The sequence below is a fragment of the Hyphomonas sp. UBA3195 genome (genome assembly GCF_002366485.1).
Taxonomy (GTDB): domain Bacteria; phylum Pseudomonadota; class Alphaproteobacteria; order Caulobacterales; family Hyphomonadaceae; genus Hyphomonas.
This window is the reverse complement of sequence record NZ_DEXB01000046.1, coordinates 8,836-25,620: the sequence shown is the minus strand read 5'-3', so window position 1 is coordinate 25,620 and position 16,785 is coordinate 8,836. Positions and strand designations below refer to the sequence as shown.

Here is a 16,785-nt window from a genome sequence, read left to right as displayed (position 1 = left end):
AAGAGCAGCGGAGTCGCAGATTTTGTTCGGATCTAGGGATAAATCACGCCGGAAACTCGAAGAAAAGATCATCGAAGCCCTCGGTCGGCCCGATTGGCTCGAATCGGTTTCGGTGGGTGAAGACGGTCGCGCGGTACTTGTGATCGAGGCAGACCCAGCCGCGCCAGAGGCCGCTGAGGCGCGCCGGATCGAAGCTGAAGGCAAGGTCGAACTGGTCTCCGGGGTCAAATCCGTGAGCAGCGTTCTGACCGCCGAACGCGTTGCGGTCGCTCCGGCGAAGGAGGTTCATCTGTCTCATGCGCCCGCCTCAAAACGTGTGCGCAAGGGCGCCCGCCTGTCGGATGAGGCGATGCAGCAAGGGAATGTTCCGGCCAGCACACCAAAGTCCTCAATCCCCGGTATTTCCAGGATTCTAGTCGTGGCGAGCGCCAAGGGCGGCGTCGGCAAGTCTACAGTCGCGGTCAATCTGGCTGCGGCGATGGCAAAAGCAGGCATGAAAGTCGGCCTCATGGATGCCGACATTTATGGCCCCTCTATCCCGACCATGCTGGGGACAGTGTCGGCTGAGCCAGTGACGTCCGCGGAGTCCGGCAAGCTGCAACCTGTCGAAGCCTTCGGCATGAAGACGCTATCGATTGGATATCTGTCCGATCCGGACTCGCCGATGATCTGGCGCGGACCCATAGTAATGTCAGCAATCACACAGATGTTGAATGATGCGGAATGGGGTACCGTGGATGATCCGCTGGACGTGTTGATCATCGACACGCCGCCGGGAACGGGGGATGCACAGTTGACGATAGCCCAGCGCGTGCCCGTAACGGCGGCGCTGATCGTCACCACGCCCCAGGAAGTCGCGCTGGCGGATGTGCGTCGCGGCGCGGCCATGTTTGCCAAGACTGAAGTGCCGGTCCTTGGCATAGTCGAGACAATGAGCTGGTTCGAAGATCCGGCGGGCAATCGCCATTATCTGATGGGGCAGGGCGGGGGCACCGCCACGGCGAATGCTCTTGGCCTGCCAGTGCTGGCTGAGCTTCCGATGCTGCAAGCGATCCGCGAAGGTGGCGATTCAGGCAAGCCGGCGGCGCTGTCAGATGAAACAACGGGCCAGCTCTTTCATGAACTGGCCCGCCGCGTTGCGATGGGGCTGGATACGCTTCAATCGAAGCCCGCGCCGCAGATCATCTTCGAGGACTAGGTCGGCTCACTGAAGTATTCTTCAGCGAGCGTGCTCGCTATGGTCAACAGATTCTCGTAGCCGACCGTATTGTTGTTGAGGACGACGATGACACCGTCTTGTTCCGGAAGGAGCAAAACAAGGCTGAGATAGCCGATCAGACGTCCATTATAGAAGATGACCTCCGTCGGTTCTCCGCTGCCGATGGTCATTTGAGTCACCGTCCAGGCCATCGGCGCTTCCGGATTGAAGGCCTCCTTCCGGCCAGTTTCGGACAGGAGGTCTCCGTTAAGAACGGCCTGTCCCCAGGCAGACAGATCATCAACCGTTGAGTACATCGAGGCGGTTCCGCGGAACAGGACGGGGTTGGTGATCGGGATGATTTCGTAGCCGCCATCTTCGGAGCGGAAATAGTTGGCCGCCAGATCAATTTCGTCCTGATAGATTTGCCCGGTACGGTCGAGGCCGAGCGGATCGAGAATCTGCGATCGCAAATAGTCTTCGTATCCGGTGCCTGCATGGCGGTCGATGATGCGCGCGAGCAGGTAATAATTCACGTTTGAATAGAGGTAGTCGCTGCCGGGCCGGAATCTCAGCTCGAGCGCCTCAAGAGTGTCCATAAAGGACTCATCGGTGAAGGATCGCTTCACCTCATTGTCGAACCACCCGGGAATGTCGACATAGTGCGGAATGCCGGACCTGTTCTGGAGCAGGTGGCGCAGGGGGACGTCACGCGCATAGGGCGTCTCAAAATCGGGCAGGAGTTCTTCCAGTGACTGGTCCAGATCGAGTTTTCCCTCATCGACCAGTTGCAGGACAAGCGAAGCGGTGAAACTCTTTGTCATCGACGCAATTGGGAAACGGGTGTCGGAATTGACCGGTTGTACGTCTTCGGTTGGCCATGCGTTCACAGCCTGACGCAGGATGATTTCTTCTTTTTTGCCAACAAGAATGCTGCCAGAAAATTCCAGCTCTTCCAGAACGCCCGTGATTTCCCGGGAGGGTTGGTCGTTGGTGTCTATCGCCGGTGCATCATAGGAGGCGGCGTGTTCCGGCGTGCAGCCGATGGTCAGGAGTGCAGCCATCATGGCCAAAATCGTCGCGTAGTTCATGGTTCGCTCCAAATCGTCAGCGCTCCGATCTAGCGGCGCTGGCCGGCATTGCATATCGAAAAGCTGAAAGTTTTTTGAGGCCTTGCCCGAAGCGAACCGGGTCTAATCCAGCCGCTTACGGACGATATTCTCGCTGCTTGCAGACAATTCGAATGCCATGCCGTCTTCGCCCATAATGATCGGGCCATCATAGGCGTCATCCGTTCCTTTCAGGAATGCCGGGTATAGAAGGCGGCTCGGCACCGCCGGAACGAAATGGCTGAAGACCAGCATGCGCGCACCTGCTTCGCTGGCGACTTCCGCGCCCTCGACCGGCGTCGTGTGGTAGTCGAGGATATCGTTCATGATGGCCGCGAGGCGGGCCTGTCCGTTCGCATTGAGTTGGTCGCGGATTTGGCTGACCATGTCGGCATTCAACGCTTCGTGAACGAGTATGTCCGTGTCCCGCGCCAAGGCGACCAAGCGTGGATCCTTGACCGTATCTCCGGAAATCGTGACGGACCGTCCTTTGTAGTCGAACCGGTAGGCTACAGCTGGCTCAATTGGATCATGATCCACTGAAACTGCGGTAACGCTCAGGCCATCGCGGTCATACACTTTGCGAGCTGTGCTCGCAGGCGTGAATGGAACAGCATCTGCGCCTTGTCCAGATGGGGACAGGACATCCGCTCCGTGATGGGCGACACGGTATGCAGAATCCAGAGCATAGGCAGCGTCGAAGCCAGCGACGACCTGGCCGACGCCATCCGGACCGTGGATCGGCAAGGGTGCCTGTGCGCCACCGGCTGCCCAGTGTTGCAGCAACACCTCTCCAAGCCCATCAATGTGATCGGAATGGAAATGGGTCAGGAACACCGCCTCCACATTGGCCCACGGCAGACGCAGCTCTCCGAATCTTCGGCCTGATCCGGCCCCGGCATCAACGATAAAGACGCGGTCTCCCGCAACGACCACCGTCATGGGTCCCACACGCCCCGGATCGGGCAGGGGAGATCCCGTGCCGACAAGTACAACGGTCAGACCGTCTGGTGCGTCGGCAAGCGCATTTTGCCCCAAGGTCGATTTGACCGCAGCTTTGAACGCAAACTCGCCAATTTGTACGCCGAACAGGGTGCGTGCGCCAATCACGGCGAGCACCAAGACTGTCGCGGCGATCAGAATGATTTTGAGAACTCTCATCGCTTATCCTCCTGAATTGCAAACTAGGCGTTGAAGTTCAGTTTCAGGCCCGGCTCCGGCCACCGGCATTTGGCAAGCTGGCCGGTACTCGACAGGGTAACGTAGGCATCCTGCATGTCGTCGCCGCCAAAGGCGATATTGGTGACGATCAGGTCGGGAAAAGCCGTGTGGTGAAAATCTCCGTCCGGCGTGATCGTTGTGATACCGCCATTCAGAATGGTTGCGACACAGACATTGCCCGCCGCCGTCATGGCCAGGCTGTCAAAATACTGCAGGCCCGGCATGGTGGCGACTACGCGCCCGCCATTGAAAGGGGAGGCAGGTTTGATGATGCCGGGGCTTTCCAAATCAAACGCCCACATGCGTCCGGTCATGGTGTCGGCCATGAAGACGGTCTGCTCATCAGGAGCAAGGCCGACACCATTTGGACTACTATAATGGAAGTCCAGTTCCTTGGCTTCGCTGGCACCATTGGCGAGGAAAAAGAGCCCGCCGAAATCGCGGTGGCGCGAGTAGGTTTTGCCATGATCGGTGAAGTAGAGATTGCCTGCCTTGTCGAAGACGAGATCGTTGGGGCCTTTCAGGGGGTGGCCACCGACTGTGTCCAGTACCCGGTCAACCTTGCCTGTAGAAAGATCAACCCGTTCGATGCGGCCACCATCATAATCGTCCGGACAGTTTCCGGGGATGAGCAAACCGTCCATGTCAGTATAGATGAAGCCGCCATTATTGCAGACCCAGAGTGCGCCGTCCGGACCGATCGCAAGGCCGTTGGGGCCGCCGCCGGGCGTCGCGATCACTTCGGTCTTGCCGTCACCCCAGCAGCGCGTGATGCATTTCTTCTCGATCTCGACAACGATAATGCTGCCATCGGCCATAACGACCGGGCCCTCCGGAAAGCGCAGACCGCTCGTGATGATTTCGAATTCCATGTGGCTGTTTCCTCCTCGCCCTTTTTTGGGAGGAGGTTAGGCGTCGCGATGGGGAAGGACAACGCGTATCCTAGGGGGAAGTGAACGCGCTGATCCGGTCGAGCTGGCGGATGGAGAAGGCGAAATCATTGCCTTCGCCGGCCTCGAACTGTTCTGCGCCGGTTTCTTTCCACTGGTTCGCGTCTAGTTCCGGGAAGTAAGCGTCTCCATCGGGTGCGGCATCGACTTCCGTAAGATAGAGGCGATCTGCAATCGGCAGGGCCAGTTTGTAGATGGCTTCGCCACCGATCACGAAAACCTTGTCGGCGGCGGTTCTGGCGGCCACGGCGCGGGCGGAGTTCGTTGCCGCCGCAAAGCTGGAATAGACACGGGCGCCTTCGGCATTGTAGGCCCAGTCGCGGGTCATCACGATGTTCTCGCGACCTTTGAGCGGGCGCACGGGCAAACTTTCCCAGGTCTTTCGGCCCATGATGATTGGGCACCCAAGCGTCGCTTTCTTGAAGAATGCGAGGTCACTTTTCAGGCGCCAGGGCAGATCACCTCCAGAACCAATCACATTGTTGCTGGCCCTGGCGGCAATCAGGCAAAGTTTTACATGTGCCGACATAGTGACCGGTTCCAATCTACTTGCATCCAATTTCGCGCGCGGCCCTTGTGACCAGAAGCGTCTGCGTGAATACATGCAGAGCCGAGTTTGTATGGTGAATGCAACCTTCTTTCATCAGTTTTCACAAGCCCAAAAACAGTTCCGTGGGGGATAATCAGAATGAAATCGATTGTAGCGATTCTGACCAATGGAAACCCGGAACAAATCGGACTGGCAATTCCTGCTCTTCTGTTGTCGTTCTTGGCAATTTGGCTGCTCAGAGGGCGCGGATGGGCGCTCATTTATGTCGCACTCATTCCCTTTTTGAACTGGTCGTTCGGGATCATCCCGGAGTTTCAGATTCTTGCCCCGACAGGCACCGGACTGACCGCTCAAGGCGTGTCTCTCCATCCGATGACAATGGTAACTGGAATGGTGTTCGTGGTCCGCGATTTCGTGCAACGCGAAATGGGCCACCGGGTGTTGCTTGTGATGGCCATGGCGATCGCCTGGTCGTTTTACTATGCGTGGCCCGTGATTGCGCTGGCCAGCGGCATCGCATTTGCCATTTCCGAGGGGGTGGATTGGCTGATGTTCACCTTCACCAAATATCGGCTATCGACCCGGATTCTGCTCTCCAGCGCGCTGGCAGCGCCGGTCGATACGACTGTGTTCCTGTATGGCGCTGATCTCGCCAAGCAGATGGAACTTGGCATGGACCCCGGAAACTCGCTGCATGTGTGGAACTGGATCGTGTTCGTGATCGGCAAGATGGTCGGCGCGGTTATCGTTTCGGCAGTCATTCGGCGGCGGGAAAACCTCGGTCTCGTGGATCCGGCGGCCGCCTGACTGTACTATCCGGGAATACCCATATTGCTGATGTCATAGAAACATGCATATTTGCGCAAATATGCAAATAAGGAGTCGATCATGGCGGACGGCAAGAAGGACTATGGCGCGATAACGGGTGCGATCAGCGAGGGAATATCCGGGCTTCGCGGCACCGGGGCCAAGGAGACGCTGACGCAGTTCAACGCGATGGCGAAGGCCGCTCTCGCGGATGGGGCGCTCGACACGAAGACCAAGGAACTGATCGCGCTCGCCATCGGCGTTGCCAAGCAGTGCGATGGATGTATCGGCTTTCACACCAAGGCGCTCAAGAGGCTGGGCGCGACGGATGAGGAAGTGGCCGAGACGCTCGGCATGACCGTTTACATGGGCGGTGGCCCAAGCCTGATGTATGCGGGCGACGCCTGGACGGCTTGGCAGAGCCTCAATGATTCCTAGACGGCCACCGGCGCCTTGATGTGAGCGTGCGGTTCGTAGCCTTCGACCGTGAAGTCTGAATACTCCCAGCCGAACAGGTCGATCTTGTCGGGATTCAGGATCATGCGGGGCAGGGCACGCGGCTCACGGGTCAGCTGGAGCCGGGTCTGCTCCATATGGTTCAGGTAGAGGTGCGCATCGCCGAATGTGTGGACGAACTCGCCAGCTTCCAGCCCGGTCGCGCGCGCCATCATCAGGGTGAGTAGCGCATAGGATGCGATGTTGAACGGTACGCCGAGGAAGACATCGGCCGAGCGCTGGTAGAGCTGGCAGTTCAGCTTGCCGTCCATGACATTGAACTGGAACAGGCAGTGACAAGGGGGCAGGGCCATGTCGTTCACATCGGCCGGGTTCCAGGCGGACACAATCAAGCGGCGGGAATTGGGATTGGTGCGGATTTCGTCCAGCACCCACTGGATCTGGTCAATCACCCGGCCGTCCGGCGCGGCCCAACTGCGCCACTGCTTGCCATAGACGGGGCCAAGGTCGCCATTCTCATCGGCCCACTCATCCCAGATCGAAACGCCGTTCTCCTTCAGATACGCGATGTTCGTATCGCCTTTCAGGAACCAGAGCAGTTCGATGATGATTGAGCGCAAATGCAGTTTCTTGGTGGTCACCATTGGAAAGCCGTCGGCAAGGTCGAACCGCATCTGACGGCCAAACACAGCGCGTGTGCCCGTGCCGGTCCGATCTCCGCGTTCATGGCCATTGTCCAAAATGTCCTGCAGGAGATTGAGATATTGCTGCATGTCGGCCTCGGTCGGGAATCGATTTTCAGAGTTCAGGATACCACGGAAACAGGCTGTGGGGGCAAGGCCCGACAGCGGGTTTTAACCAGATGGTCTAGGCCCAATCAGGGTAAATGCTGTCTTTCCCCACTGCACCAATTTTGAGGCCATATCTGAAGACGCAGGAAATCAGTCTGAGCGAAACTCAGGATTCGCAGACAGGTGCTGACGATCGATGGGGCAAGTGATGGATATGTATCCTGCAAACAGGCAATCGCACTCACTCGCGCGCGATGATCGCGGCAATCTGACTGTGCTCACTGCGTTCATTCTGGCCTCCATGGTGGCGCTGGTTGGTTTGGCTGTCGATCTCGAGTTTATCTTCAGGCAACAGGCGCGCGTTCAATATGCGATGGACTCGGCGGTGCTGGCTGGGGCGTTGTCGCGCCAGGCGGGCGCGACAGATGAGGAAGTGACCGCAGACATTCGCGAATACATGAGCCCGCTGATTGCGAGCGCTGGCGGCGGTATGACATGTACACCCGTCACTGTGGTCTTCACCGATGACAGCGAAGACATTCTCGGGAAAATGAATTGCACCCAGCCGACCTTCATTTCCAACATCATGGGAAATGACGACATGAGCTTCAACGTCGCTTCGACCTCGACCTTCTCGGTCGGAAAGATCGATGTCTCGTTTGTGTTCGACGTATCGGGCTCCATGAACAGCAACAATCGGCTAACCCTGTTGAAAGAGGCTGCGGTCATCGCGTTTGATGAATTGCTGCCAGATGATCAGGTGCGGGATGGCACGGTCAGGCTGGGCATTGTGACCTACAATAATTCGGTCAATGCGGGGGCTTATTTTGATGAGGTGACGCGCGCGGTCACCATTCCGGCCGACACTTCCAACAGCAATGGGTTGAGCAATTACAATTCCTACAATAGCGCGCGGATGTATGACGACGCGACCGGCAAGCGTTTCATGTACTACGAAAACGGCACGTGCACCGAAAGCGATCCGGATGAGTGTGACCAGCATGGTGACTATGACTGGGACGTTGCCCGATGGTTCTGGGAAGACTCGTCAGCCACCGACACGTGTGTGTACGAGCGGACAGGCACCTATGCTGATAGCGATGCAGCGCCGGGCAGCTTCGCCTGGATCGGGGCAGGCAATCCACGCTGGAACTTCTATGATAGCGATCGCGACAAGTATCGCGGCGAAAACGAGATCGAAAATGGCGGCGCAAATGGCTCTACCGGCGCACTCGATTTCTACTATGCGACGTGCCGCGCCACCGGGCCGGTCCCATTGACCGAAGACAAGGCAGCGCTGACCGCCCATGTGAACAGCATGACGGCGAATGGCGGCACCGCCGGACATCTGGGAGTGGCGTGGGGGTGGTACCTGCTGTCGCCGAACTGGCAGAATGTCTGGCCGGAGACGGCCAAGCCCTGGGACTATGACGAGGTCAATGTGACCAAGGCCGTGATCCTGATGACAGATGGCGATTTCAACACAAACCATCCCAGCGCCAGCAAGAACTCCTTCAGGCAGGCCATGGATTTATGCGACGCCATGAAGGCCGAGCCGTCCAAGGTCCAGATTTACACGGTCGGTTTTCAGGTGCCATCCTATGTGCAGACCACGTCTGATGGGCAAACCATTATGGAATATTGCGCGACAAGCCCGTCTTATGCTTTTGATGCGTCGAGTGGGGACGAGTTGAAGGAAGTCTATCGCGAGATCGCCCAGTCGATTTCAGATCTGCGCATCAAGAGCTAGGTTTCAGGGACTGCCATTCCGTCATCTACGCGCACGGTTTGCGCCCGGTCCCCAAATGCTTCGAACAGGAAGGCTTCGGTGCCGGTCAGCCAGGCTTGCCCTCCCAGCGCTGCCAGCTCATCAAACAGTGCGGCGCGCCTGTCCGCATCAAGGTGGGCGGCTGCCTCGTCCAACAGCAGCAGGGGAGAGGGGCCATCGCCGCCAGCGCGGAGCGCCGCAGCCGATGCGAGGATCAAGCCGATGAGCAGGGCCTTCTGCTGGCCGGTCGAGGCGTCCTTGGCGGGCGCACCGGTTGGCCGGTGAATGACCGTGAGGTCTGAGCGATGCGGACCATCAATGGTGCGTCCGGCGGCGATATCGCGGCGACGGGTCGTTCGGAAGGTTTCGGTCAGCGCTTCGAAGATCGTCTTGAAGTCATCGCCGCGAAGGGCGGCTTGTTCGGCCTTGCCTTCCAGTGCGAGGTCAGCCTTCGGGAAATAGCCTTCGGGTCTTGCATCAATCGCCACCTGCAGGGATTCCAGCACATGGGCGCGGTTGATGGCCATTTCTGCTCCGGACTCCGCCATGCGGGCCTCGATGGCATCGGCCCAGGCCGGATCCACATGACCGCGTTCCAGCAGGGCATTGCGTTCGCGCATCGCTTTCTCATAACGGCCCGCAGCGGTGCCATGGGTCGGCATATGTGCCATGACCTGACGGTCAAAGAAGCGCCGCCGGTCGGACGTGCTGCCACGAAACACACCGTCCATTGTGGGCGTGAGCCAGACGATGCGCACAAGATCTGCGAGGTCGGATGCGGTTGCTGGCGCGCCATCAATACGTACCGTACGTTTCGTACTGGGGCCGGTATCGACACCTACGCCGATCCGCTGATCGTTTGCGAGTGCGGCGGAAACAGTCCAACCGCCCAGCGCGTCTTTTCGTATCATTTCCGGCAGGGTGGCAGAACGCAGACCTCGGCCCGGCCCCAATTGGCTGACGGCTTCCAGCAAATTCGTCTTGCCTGCGCCATTCGACCCATAGAGACAGACATGCCGGCCATCGAGTGGCAGGCTGAGCGACTCGTAATTTCGAAAGTCAGTCAGGGTCAGGCGGGTCAGGGCGGTCATTCAAGCTGTATGGAGGGGCCAGAGGTCAGGAGTCGAGACCATGGCCGCCTTCGGGCCGGGTCTCTGCGATGCGTTCCATGCCGGCGATCATTGGGCGGCCCTTGGTGATGGCATCCTGTACGATTGGCATCGACAGGCTCGCCGAGTGGCTTTCCTGACTATCCCAGGCTTCGGTTATCCAGATGGCGTTCGCGTCGGTTGGATCGCTGGCCACGATATAGCTGAGGCAGCCGGGCATGCCCGAGACGCCATCGATAAGGATGCGCATCAGCGCGTCGCGGTTGCCATCCGTTGCCGTGAACTTTCCGATGAGGCCGTACATGCTTGTCTCCTTCCGGGTCGGGATACCACAGGCCGCCAAGCCGGTCGCTGCGGTTGCGCTGGCAAGAAGGGTCCGGCGATCCAGCGGCTCCACAGACAAACTACACCCGCAGCGGCATCAACACATAACGCGCGCTATCATCTGATGGGTCCAGCACGAGCGCTGGCGACGCAGGATCACTGAACATGAACTCGGCTTCGACAGCCTCGATCTGGCCGGCAATGTCGAGCAGGTATTTCGCGTTGAATCCGATTTCCATCGCTTCGGAGCCATACTCGGCTTCGAGTTCTTCATTGCCCACACCCGTTTCAGCGTGATTGACAGCCAGTACCAGCTTGCCATCAGACAGGGACATTTTTACCGAGCGTGAGCGCTCGGCCGACACGGTCGAAACGCGGTCGACAGCGGCTTCGAAGGCCTTGTTGTCGATGGTCAGCTTCCGGTCATTCCCTTTCGGGATGACGCGGCCATAATCCGGGAAGGAGCCGTCGATCAGTTTAGAAGTCAGGACGGCGCGACCTGCACGCACGACGATCTTCGTGTCGGAGACTTCGATTTCGATGTCGTCATCCACCCCGTCGACGAGGCGGCGCGCTTCCGCGACCGCCTTGCGGGGCACGATGATGCCTTCGAGATTTTCCGCGCCGGCGGGAGCCGGAAGTTCTGCCAGGGCAAGACGATGGCCGTCTGTGGCAACGGTGCGGAGCACGGCCGTACCGTCTTCGGTCTTGGCTCCGTGAAGATAAACGCCGTTCAGATAGTAGCGGGTTTCTTCAGTGGAGATCGCGAAGCGGGTCTTGTCGATCAAACGGGCGAATTCCTTGGCGCCAAGTGAGAATTTGGTCGGCGTGTCGTCAGAGCTCATGGTCTGGAAGTCGGATGCTGGCAGGGTCGGCAGTTCAAAGTGCGAGCGGCCTGCGGTGATCGCGAGGCGCTGGCCTTCGGGTTGGACTTCCAGTTCGACTTCGGAGCCCGCAGGCAGTTTGCGGACGACGTCAAACAGCGTACCGGCCGGGGCCGTGACCGCACCTTCGCGCGTGACGGTTGCATCCGCGCTGTCCACGGCCTCGATGTCGAGATCGGTCGCAGTGAGTTTCAGCTCGCCATTGCTTGCTTGAAGCAAGACATTGGAGAGGATCGGAATTGTGTTCCGGCGCTCCACCACATTCTGCACGTGAGAGAGTGCGTTCAGCAGGTCGCCGCGTTCAATCGTCAGTTTCATCGTCCGTTCCGTTCATCGGGGGGCCTTGGAAAAGGCCCGGAATTCTTCACCAGTCCTGCCGCTTCCGCCCGGAACCGGCGGTCCGGAATGGAATCGGCCCGCTCTGTGGGGAGAGCGGGCCGAGCACACTTACTCAAACAAAGGCAAAAGCCAAGCGCCGATCGTAGATTCGCCGCTCTCAGCTGGGTTTGCCTAATTCATGCCTGCCGCCTGTAGCTCCAGGATGGTCTCGTTCACGGCTTTGATGTGCGCGCCCAATTCATTGTTCTCGGGCAAGGCCTTGGACACTTTGCGGTGCGCGTACAGGATCGTGGTATGGTCACGCTTGCCGAAACTGTAGCCGATCTGCGGGAAGGATTTCCCGGTCAGTTCGCGGCAGAGATACATGGCAATCTGGCGTGGATACACCACGGCGCGTGCCTTGCTCGGGCTCTCCATGTCAGCCTTGGAAACCTCGAACACTTTCATGGCAGCCTTCTTGACCAGTTCGATGGAGGGCTGGCGGACATCGCCTTCGGTCCGGCGGATGATCTTGTGAACCATTTCCATTGTGGGCGTGCGAATGCCGAAGGCCGCTTCGGTGTAGAGGTTCCAGATCGCACCCGTCATCTCGCGGGCCTGACCACGGATGCCGGCATTGAACTCGGCGATCATTTCGTCGGTGACCGCAAAGTTCGGGTGACCGGCCTCGATGTGGTCAGCGAGGTGGCGCATGATTTGGTGCCGCATGCCTGCATCCGGTGCGCCAACCTCAACAGTGGTCGCGCCTTTCAGCTCACTGATCATGCGCGGGCTGAACCCGGTGACATCGCCGGGGGCCTTATCACCCGCCAGCACGACATGGCCGCCATTGGCCGTGACTTCGCGAATGTTCTGAAACAGTTCCGTCTCGGTGCCGGGCTTGCCGCTGATCCGGTGAAGATCGTCGATCATCAGGATCGTCGCCGCGCGCAGCCGCTTCTTGAGGGCGCTCGTATCCTTCACCTTCACGCCATCAGTGTAGGATGAGAGGAACTCCTCGGCCGTCAGATAGACAATGTGACAATCCTCGCCGCGCTGCTCTGCAGCGGTCTTCAATGCGTGCAGGATGTGTGTCTTGCCAGTGCCTTGCAGGCCGTAGAACAAGGTTGTCAGCGTTCCGACCGGCAACCCGCCTGCAATGCGTTTGGCCATCTGGACAGCCAGCTCGTTCGCCTCACCCGTGACGAGCGTCTCAAAGCTCATAACAGGCGCGCCGGAGCCGGAACCGGCAGGTTTCGCCTGCTCGGGCGCGGCCTCGGCGATCTCCGCCTTGGCCCATGGGTCCTCGACAATGTCGAGCAGCTCAGCGGGCGCGGTGCGCCAGCAGACGAGCTTGATCGCTCGGCCTGCCGGGTCATGCTCGCGCCAGATGCGCTGGATCGCATGGCGGTGTGCGCCATAGACGCGGTCAAAAGACAGCGGGTCGCGCGCCGCGATCACCATTTCGCCATTGAACTCAGCGACCAAGCGCAGGCCATCGATCCAGCGATCATAGTCGGCGGTGTTGAGGATTGTCGCAAGATGGGCTTTGACAGTCAGCCAAATCTCCTTGCCCGGAGCATTCTTGCCTTTATTCATCTTCTCGAAGTCTACGCCAGTTTTTGAATCAAAGAGTTTGTTCCCGTCCATGCCGAGCCCCATTTTCTAGTTATAATTTCACCCTGACCAACTGGCACGCAGTTTCCCTTCCGAACCGAAATCCGGTCACACTCAATACTCCGTGTCGGGAGAACTTTTCTGTTGGTAAATTGAAATTACTCACTGGGGGTTTTGCTGACAAGTGCTACTTTTATGCGACAACAGGATTTGATGAGTTGACTCTTCGTACTGTACCTCAAACCGCAATCAAATCAGGTGCTTGAGCACTGATCTTTTTTTGTGAGTGAGTCGCCCCACACATTTGTTCGCACCTGTTCTGTCAACAGGGGGCGCGGGTATAAGGCTGTGGATATCTGCAGAAAATCGACGTGTTTCTCAGGATCGCTGACGAGTCCCTACATTACCGCAACCCGGACCCCGTCAGTCAGCCCAAATTCGCAATCCTACCATGAAACATCCAGTAGAAATGATGTTGAAACTCGAAAGGTCCAATTTGTTGTATTAGGAGATTGACATGAAAAAACCCGCCTGAACCATCAGGCGGGTTTCAAATTTCCAATCGGGAAAAGTCCGATCAGCCCATCGCTTTGACGCGAGCTGACAGACGCGAAACTTTCCGCGATGATGTGTTCTTGTGCATGACGCCTTTGGTCACCGCGCGCATCAGTTCAGGCTGAGCAGAGCGCAGCGCTTCCTGGGCAGCAGACTTGTCGCCAGCTTCGATTGCTTCTTCGACCTTGCGAACAAAAGTACGCACGCGCGAGCGGCGGGCTTTGTTCACTTCGGTGCGGTTCGCAATCTTGCGGACCATTTTCTTGGCGGAACGGGTATTAGCCATATTAAACTCCTGTGGCCCAAAGGGCTCCCTTCGGGCTGAAGGCGGGGGAATACATAAACGGTGCGAAGGCGTCAACCGCGCAATTGAGGCTGGTTGCAGGAAATAGCAGGTGGGCCGGGGCTTTCAGCATCATTTGTCTTTGAAATGAGCGGAGCGTTTCTCGACATAGGCGGCCATGCCCTCTTTCTGATCATCCGTGGAGAACAGGGACTGAAACATGCGGCGTTCAAACTGGATGCCTTGCGAAAGCGGAGTCTCATAGGCCACTTTGATGGCTTCCTTGGTCAGCATGGCGGCCGCCAGAGGCATGGATGCGATCGTGCGGGCGAGTTCCCGCGCAGCATCCATAAGGTCGTCGGCAGGGACGACCCGGCTGACAAGGCCACAACGCTCGGCTTCTTCAGCCTCCATCATGCGACCAGTCAGGCAGAGTTCCATCGTCTTGGATTTACCTATCACGCGGGCCAGACGCTGTGTGCCGCCGGCGCCCGGCATGACGCCGAGGCGCACTTCCGGCTGTCCGAACCTGGCGGTATCCGCTGCCAGTATGATGTCGCACATCAGGGCCAGTTCGCATCCCCCGCCAATGGCATAGCCGGAAACGGCGGCCACAATGGGTTTGCGGGCGCGAGCTGCGCGTTCCCAGTTCCGGCTGATGAAATCTTCATAATAGGACTCAGGATAGGTTTTTTCCTGAATTTCCTTGATATCTGCGCCACCCGAAAAGGCTTTCTTGCCGCCCGTCAGGATGATGCAGCCAATGTCCGGATCGGCTTCAAATCGATCCAGCGCATCTGTCAGCTCATTCATCATCTCTTCGCAGAGGGCGTTCAGGCTCTCGGCGCGATTGAGCGTGATCACGGCGAAGCCGGCTTCCTGGTCAATCTCGGTGAGAAGCGTTTTGTAAGACATTCATTAAATCCTGCTCGTCGCGGTGTGGCGCTGGCAATTTGATCTGCAGCAGCCTTTAACTTTCGGGACACTCTACATTCGGCTGCCCGGGGCCGGCAAAATCTGGAGGGCGATGCGCTTTTTCTGTTGCGGATCAATTCGCGAAGGCGGGCCTATACCGCGAACATGACGCATTTGTCATCCATTGCGAGTCATATGGCGGGAAAGGGCGACAATATACGCGATTGGTTGTTTTCAAGGCAGCACCCTATATCCCACCCATGACGGACGACACACAAACACCCCGTGACCCGGAGCGCAACCGCTTGTCGGGCCGGATTGCGCGCAGCGCACGGGTTGGTGCCAACCTGTCCGGCGCGGGTCTAACCTTCGCCACGCAAAGCCTGTTCGGGGGGGATCAGGGGGATGAAAAGATTGCCCGTGCGCTGGCCGCTGCGCTCGGTAAGTCCAAAGGTCCGCTGATGAAGGTGGCCCAGATGGTGTCGACCATTCCGGATTTCCTGCCGCCCGAATATGCCGCCGAACTCAGCCAGCTGCAGGCTGAAGCCCCTGCCATGGGATGGCCTTTCGTGAAACGCCGGATGCGCGCTGAACTGGGCGCCGACTGGCAGGAAAAGTTCGGCGCGTTCGAAAAGGAGGCCTCGCATGCCGCCTCGCTTGGCCAAGTCCATGGCGCGACCCTGCATGACGGGCGCCGGGTCGCCTGCAAGCTGCAGTATCCTGATATGGCCAGCGCGGTGGAATCCGATATTGGCCAGCTCAAGACCATGCTTGGCCTGTTCAAGCGGATGGATGGCTCTATCGACCCGAGCGCGATGGTGGTCGAAATCACCGACCGCCTCCGTGAAGAGCTCGATTATGCGCGCGAGGCCAAGCATATGGCGCTCTATGCGAACATGCTGGCCGATCGTGATTTCGTCACTGTGCCGGATCCTGTGCCGGAATTGTCCACCGACCGGTTGCTGACCATGAGCTGGGTATCCGGAAAGCGGCTGAATGCGTTTGAGGATGCCCCGCAGGAGGTGCGCAACCGGATTGCGGAAATGTTGTTCTGGACATGGTGGGGGCCGTTCAACTCCCATGCCGTGATCCATGGGGACCCGCACCTCGGCAATTACCAGGTGACCGGGGAGGGGACCGGGCTGAATCTGCTAGATTTCGGCTGCATCCGTATCTTCCCGCCGGAGTTCGTCAGCGGCGTGGTCGATCTCTATCGCGCGATCCTGGCGGACGATTTCGACGCGGCCTATGCCGCCTATGAGAAATGGGGCTTCAGCGGCTTGTCCCGCGAGCTGGTCGAAGTGCTGAATATCTGGGCGCGCTTTATATATGGACCACTGTTGGACGACCGCGTGCGTTCAGTCGCAGACGGTGTGACGCCCGGCGAGTATGGCCGCAAGGAAGCCTTTGCAGTTCGCAAGCTGCTCAAGGAAAAGGGCCCCGTTAAGATCCCACGCGAATTCGTCTTCATGGACCGGGCCGCTATCGGACTGGGCGCAGCCTACCTCCGCCTTGGAGCAGAATTGAATTTCTATCGCCTCTTCAATGAAAGCCTCGAAGGCTTCGATATTGAGAAGGTCGCCGCGCGGCAGGCTGAGGCCAAGGCTGCTGTTGGGCTCGACTGACCCAAAGGAAGTTTGTCTCGCCTCTGGCACTCTCAGGCAGGAGGCGCTAATCCGACTCCCATGAGCGACGATCTTACCAGAAACCAGACTTTCGACACGCCTGAAGGCTATTCCATCCTGCCATGGCATCGCGGCTTTGGCCGCCAGATTGGGCCCCTCTTCGAGAAGCGGGACGAGACCGGCCTGACGCGTGCCTTCAGGGTCGAGGAATACCATACCAATGGCATGATGAATGCGCATGGCGGCATGATGATGACCTTTGCCGACATGGCCTGGGGTGCTGCGGTCGAAAAGGATGAGGACAC

The 16,785-nt window shown here is 58.6% G+C and carries 17 protein-coding genes; 6 read left to right on the top strand and 11 right to left on the bottom strand.

The genetic code is table 11. The features are described 5' to 3' along the window. Window positions 1-22 precede the first annotated feature (22 nt). Window positions 23-1,198, top strand: a complete 1,176-nt coding sequence (locus tag B2344_RS14030) for an Mrp/NBP35 family ATP-binding protein (RefSeq protein WP_290479939.1) — start codon at window positions 23-25, stop codon at window positions 1,196-1,198. On the opposite strand, the gene B2344_RS14025 is transcribed toward B2344_RS14030, so the two are convergent. The 4 genes from B2344_RS14025 to B2344_RS14010 all read right to left on the bottom strand — a co-directional run bounded on the left by B2344_RS14025 (window position 1,195) and on the right by B2344_RS14010 (window position 5,007). Then, window positions 1,195-2,289, bottom strand: coding sequence for a serine hydrolase domain-containing protein (locus tag B2344_RS14025; RefSeq protein WP_290485434.1), 1,095 nt, complete (start codon window positions 2,287-2,289; stop codon window positions 1,195-1,197). The two genes, B2344_RS14030 and B2344_RS14025, sit on opposite strands and share 4 nt — an antisense overlap. 102 nt (window positions 2,290-2,391) lie before the next feature. After that, the gene (locus B2344_RS14020; protein ID WP_290485433.1) at window positions 2,392-3,468 is read right to left on the bottom strand and encodes an MBL fold metallo-hydrolase; all 1,077 of its coding nucleotides are present in this window, start codon (window positions 3,466-3,468) and stop codon (window positions 2,392-2,394) included. 23 nt (window positions 3,469-3,491) lie between these two features. Then, window positions 3,492-4,400 carry an SMP-30/gluconolactonase/LRE family protein gene (locus B2344_RS14015; protein ID WP_290485432.1) on the bottom strand — a complete coding sequence of 303 codons (909 nt, stop codon included), beginning with the start codon at window positions 4,398-4,400 and terminating at the stop codon, window positions 3,492-3,494. A gap of 70 nt (window positions 4,401-4,470) precedes the next feature. Beyond that, window positions 4,471-5,007 carry a dihydrofolate reductase gene (locus B2344_RS14010; protein WP_206991308.1) on the bottom strand — a complete coding sequence of 179 codons (537 nt, stop codon included), beginning with the start codon at window positions 5,005-5,007 and terminating at the stop codon, window positions 4,471-4,473. A 159-nt stretch (window positions 5,008-5,166) separates the two neighbouring features. On the opposite strand from B2344_RS14010, the gene B2344_RS14005 reads away from it, so the two are divergent. Both B2344_RS14005 and B2344_RS14000 read left to right on the top strand, forming a co-directional pair. After that, window positions 5,167-5,835: a hypothetical protein gene (locus B2344_RS14005; RefSeq protein ID WP_034810545.1), complete on the top strand. Its 669-nt coding sequence runs from the start codon at window positions 5,167-5,169 to the stop codon at window positions 5,833-5,835. Between the two features lie 81 nt (window positions 5,836-5,916). After that, on the top strand, window positions 5,917-6,273 hold the full coding sequence (locus B2344_RS14000) for a carboxymuconolactone decarboxylase family protein (protein ID WP_290479935.1): 357 nt from the start codon (window positions 5,917-5,919) through the stop codon (window positions 6,271-6,273). On the opposite strand, the gene B2344_RS13995 is transcribed toward B2344_RS14000, so the two are convergent. Next, window positions 6,270-7,064: a thymidylate synthase gene (locus B2344_RS13995; RefSeq protein WP_290483841.1), complete on the bottom strand. Its 795-nt coding sequence runs from the start codon at window positions 7,062-7,064 to the stop codon at window positions 6,270-6,272. The genes B2344_RS14000 and B2344_RS13995 overlap by 4 nt on opposite strands. Window positions 7,065-7,290: 226 nt before the next feature. Between B2344_RS13995 and B2344_RS13990 the strand changes: the two genes are divergently transcribed. Continuing rightward, entirely contained in the window at window positions 7,291-8,832 is a 1,542-nt protein-coding gene (locus B2344_RS13990; RefSeq protein WP_290483567.1) for a TadE/TadG family type IV pilus assembly protein, read from the top strand. Here B2344_RS13990 and recF read toward each other — a convergent pair. From recF to B2344_RS13960, 6 genes are all read right to left on the bottom strand, one after another. After that, a complete protein-coding gene (recF, locus tag B2344_RS13985) occupies window positions 8,829-9,941 on the bottom strand; it encodes a DNA replication/repair protein RecF (protein ID WP_290485431.1) in 1,113 nt (370 codons plus the stop codon). The two genes, B2344_RS13990 and recF, sit on opposite strands and share 4 nt — an antisense overlap. 25 nt (window positions 9,942-9,966) lie before the next feature. After that, the gene (locus B2344_RS13980; RefSeq protein ID WP_290483565.1) at window positions 9,967-10,263 is read right to left on the bottom strand and encodes a putative quinol monooxygenase; all 297 of its coding nucleotides are present in this window, start codon (window positions 10,261-10,263) and stop codon (window positions 9,967-9,969) included. A gap of 100 nt (window positions 10,264-10,363) precedes the next feature. Continuing rightward, the gene (gene dnaN, locus B2344_RS13975) at window positions 10,364-11,485 is read right to left on the bottom strand and encodes a DNA polymerase III subunit beta (RefSeq protein ID WP_206991303.1); all 1,122 of its coding nucleotides are present in this window, start codon (window positions 11,483-11,485) and stop codon (window positions 10,364-10,366) included. A 192-nt stretch (window positions 11,486-11,677) separates the two neighbouring features. Continuing rightward, a complete protein-coding gene (locus B2344_RS13970) occupies window positions 11,678-13,135 on the bottom strand; it encodes a DnaA ATPase domain-containing protein (protein ID WP_290485430.1) in 1,458 nt (485 codons plus the stop codon). A gap of 544 nt (window positions 13,136-13,679) precedes the next feature. After that, the gene (gene rpsT, locus B2344_RS13965) at window positions 13,680-13,943 is read right to left on the bottom strand and encodes a 30S ribosomal protein S20 (RefSeq protein WP_034810557.1); all 264 of its coding nucleotides are present in this window, start codon (window positions 13,941-13,943) and stop codon (window positions 13,680-13,682) included. 129 nt (window positions 13,944-14,072) lie between these two features. Further along, on the bottom strand, window positions 14,073-14,855 hold the full coding sequence (locus B2344_RS13960) for an enoyl-CoA hydratase (protein ID WP_034810559.1): 783 nt from the start codon (window positions 14,853-14,855) through the stop codon (window positions 14,073-14,075). Between the two features lie 260 nt (window positions 14,856-15,115). On the opposite strand from B2344_RS13960, the gene B2344_RS13955 reads away from it, so the two are divergent. Further along, window positions 15,116-16,480, top strand: coding sequence for an ABC1 kinase family protein (locus tag B2344_RS13955; RefSeq protein ID WP_290485429.1), 1,365 nt, complete (start codon window positions 15,116-15,118; stop codon window positions 16,478-16,480). Between the two features lie 60 nt (window positions 16,481-16,540). Continuing rightward, on the top strand, window positions 16,541-16,785 hold a 245-nt coding region (locus tag B2344_RS13950), incomplete at its 3' end, for a PaaI family thioesterase (protein ID WP_414651739.1).

What these genes read in the sequence shown, in the direction of transcription:
- B2344_RS14025 (WP_290485434.1), bottom strand. Translation starts at nt 2,289, where the DNA reads ATGAACTACGCGACGATTTTGGCCATGATGGCTGCACTCCTGACCATC.
- B2344_RS14020 (WP_290485433.1), bottom strand. Translation starts at nt 3,468, where the DNA reads ATGAGAGTTCTCAAAATCATTCTGATCGCCGCGACAGTCTTGGTGCTC.
- B2344_RS14015 (WP_290485432.1), bottom strand. Translation starts at nt 4,400, where the DNA reads ATGGAATTCGAAATCATCACGAGCGGTCTGCGCTTTCCGGAGGGCCCG.
- B2344_RS14010 (WP_206991308.1), bottom strand. Translation starts at nt 5,007, where the DNA reads ATGTCGGCACATGTAAAACTTTGCCTGATTGCCGCCAGGGCCAGCAAC.
- B2344_RS14005 (WP_034810545.1), top strand. Translation starts at nt 5,167, where the DNA reads ATGAAATCGATTGTAGCGATTCTGACCAATGGAAACCCGGAACAAATC.
- B2344_RS14000 (WP_290479935.1), top strand. Translation starts at nt 5,917, where the DNA reads ATGGCGGACGGCAAGAAGGACTATGGCGCGATAACGGGTGCGATCAGC.
- B2344_RS13995 (WP_290483841.1), bottom strand. Translation starts at nt 7,064, where the DNA reads ATGCAGCAATATCTCAATCTCCTGCAGGACATTTTGGACAATGGCCAT.
- B2344_RS13990 (WP_290483567.1), top strand. Translation starts at nt 7,291, where the DNA reads ATGGATATGTATCCTGCAAACAGGCAATCGCACTCACTCGCGCGCGAT.
- recF (WP_290485431.1), bottom strand. Translation starts at nt 9,941, where the DNA reads ATGACCGCCCTGACCCGCCTGACCCTGACTGACTTTCGAAATTACGAG.
- B2344_RS13980 (WP_290483565.1), bottom strand. Translation starts at nt 10,263, where the DNA reads ATGTACGGCCTCATCGGAAAGTTCACGGCAACGGATGGCAACCGCGAC.
- dnaN (WP_206991303.1), bottom strand. Translation starts at nt 11,485, where the DNA reads ATGAAACTGACGATTGAACGCGGCGACCTGCTGAACGCACTCTCTCAC.
- B2344_RS13970 (WP_290485430.1), bottom strand. Translation starts at nt 13,135, where the DNA reads ATGGACGGGAACAAACTCTTTGATTCAAAAACTGGCGTAGACTTCGAG.
- rpsT (WP_034810557.1), bottom strand. Translation starts at nt 13,943, where the DNA reads ATGGCTAATACCCGTTCCGCCAAGAAAATGGTCCGCAAGATTGCGAAC.
- B2344_RS13960 (WP_034810559.1), bottom strand. Translation starts at nt 14,855, where the DNA reads ATGTCTTACAAAACGCTTCTCACCGAGATTGACCAGGAAGCCGGCTTC.
- B2344_RS13955 (WP_290485429.1), top strand. Translation starts at nt 15,116, where the DNA reads ATGACGGACGACACACAAACACCCCGTGACCCGGAGCGCAACCGCTTG.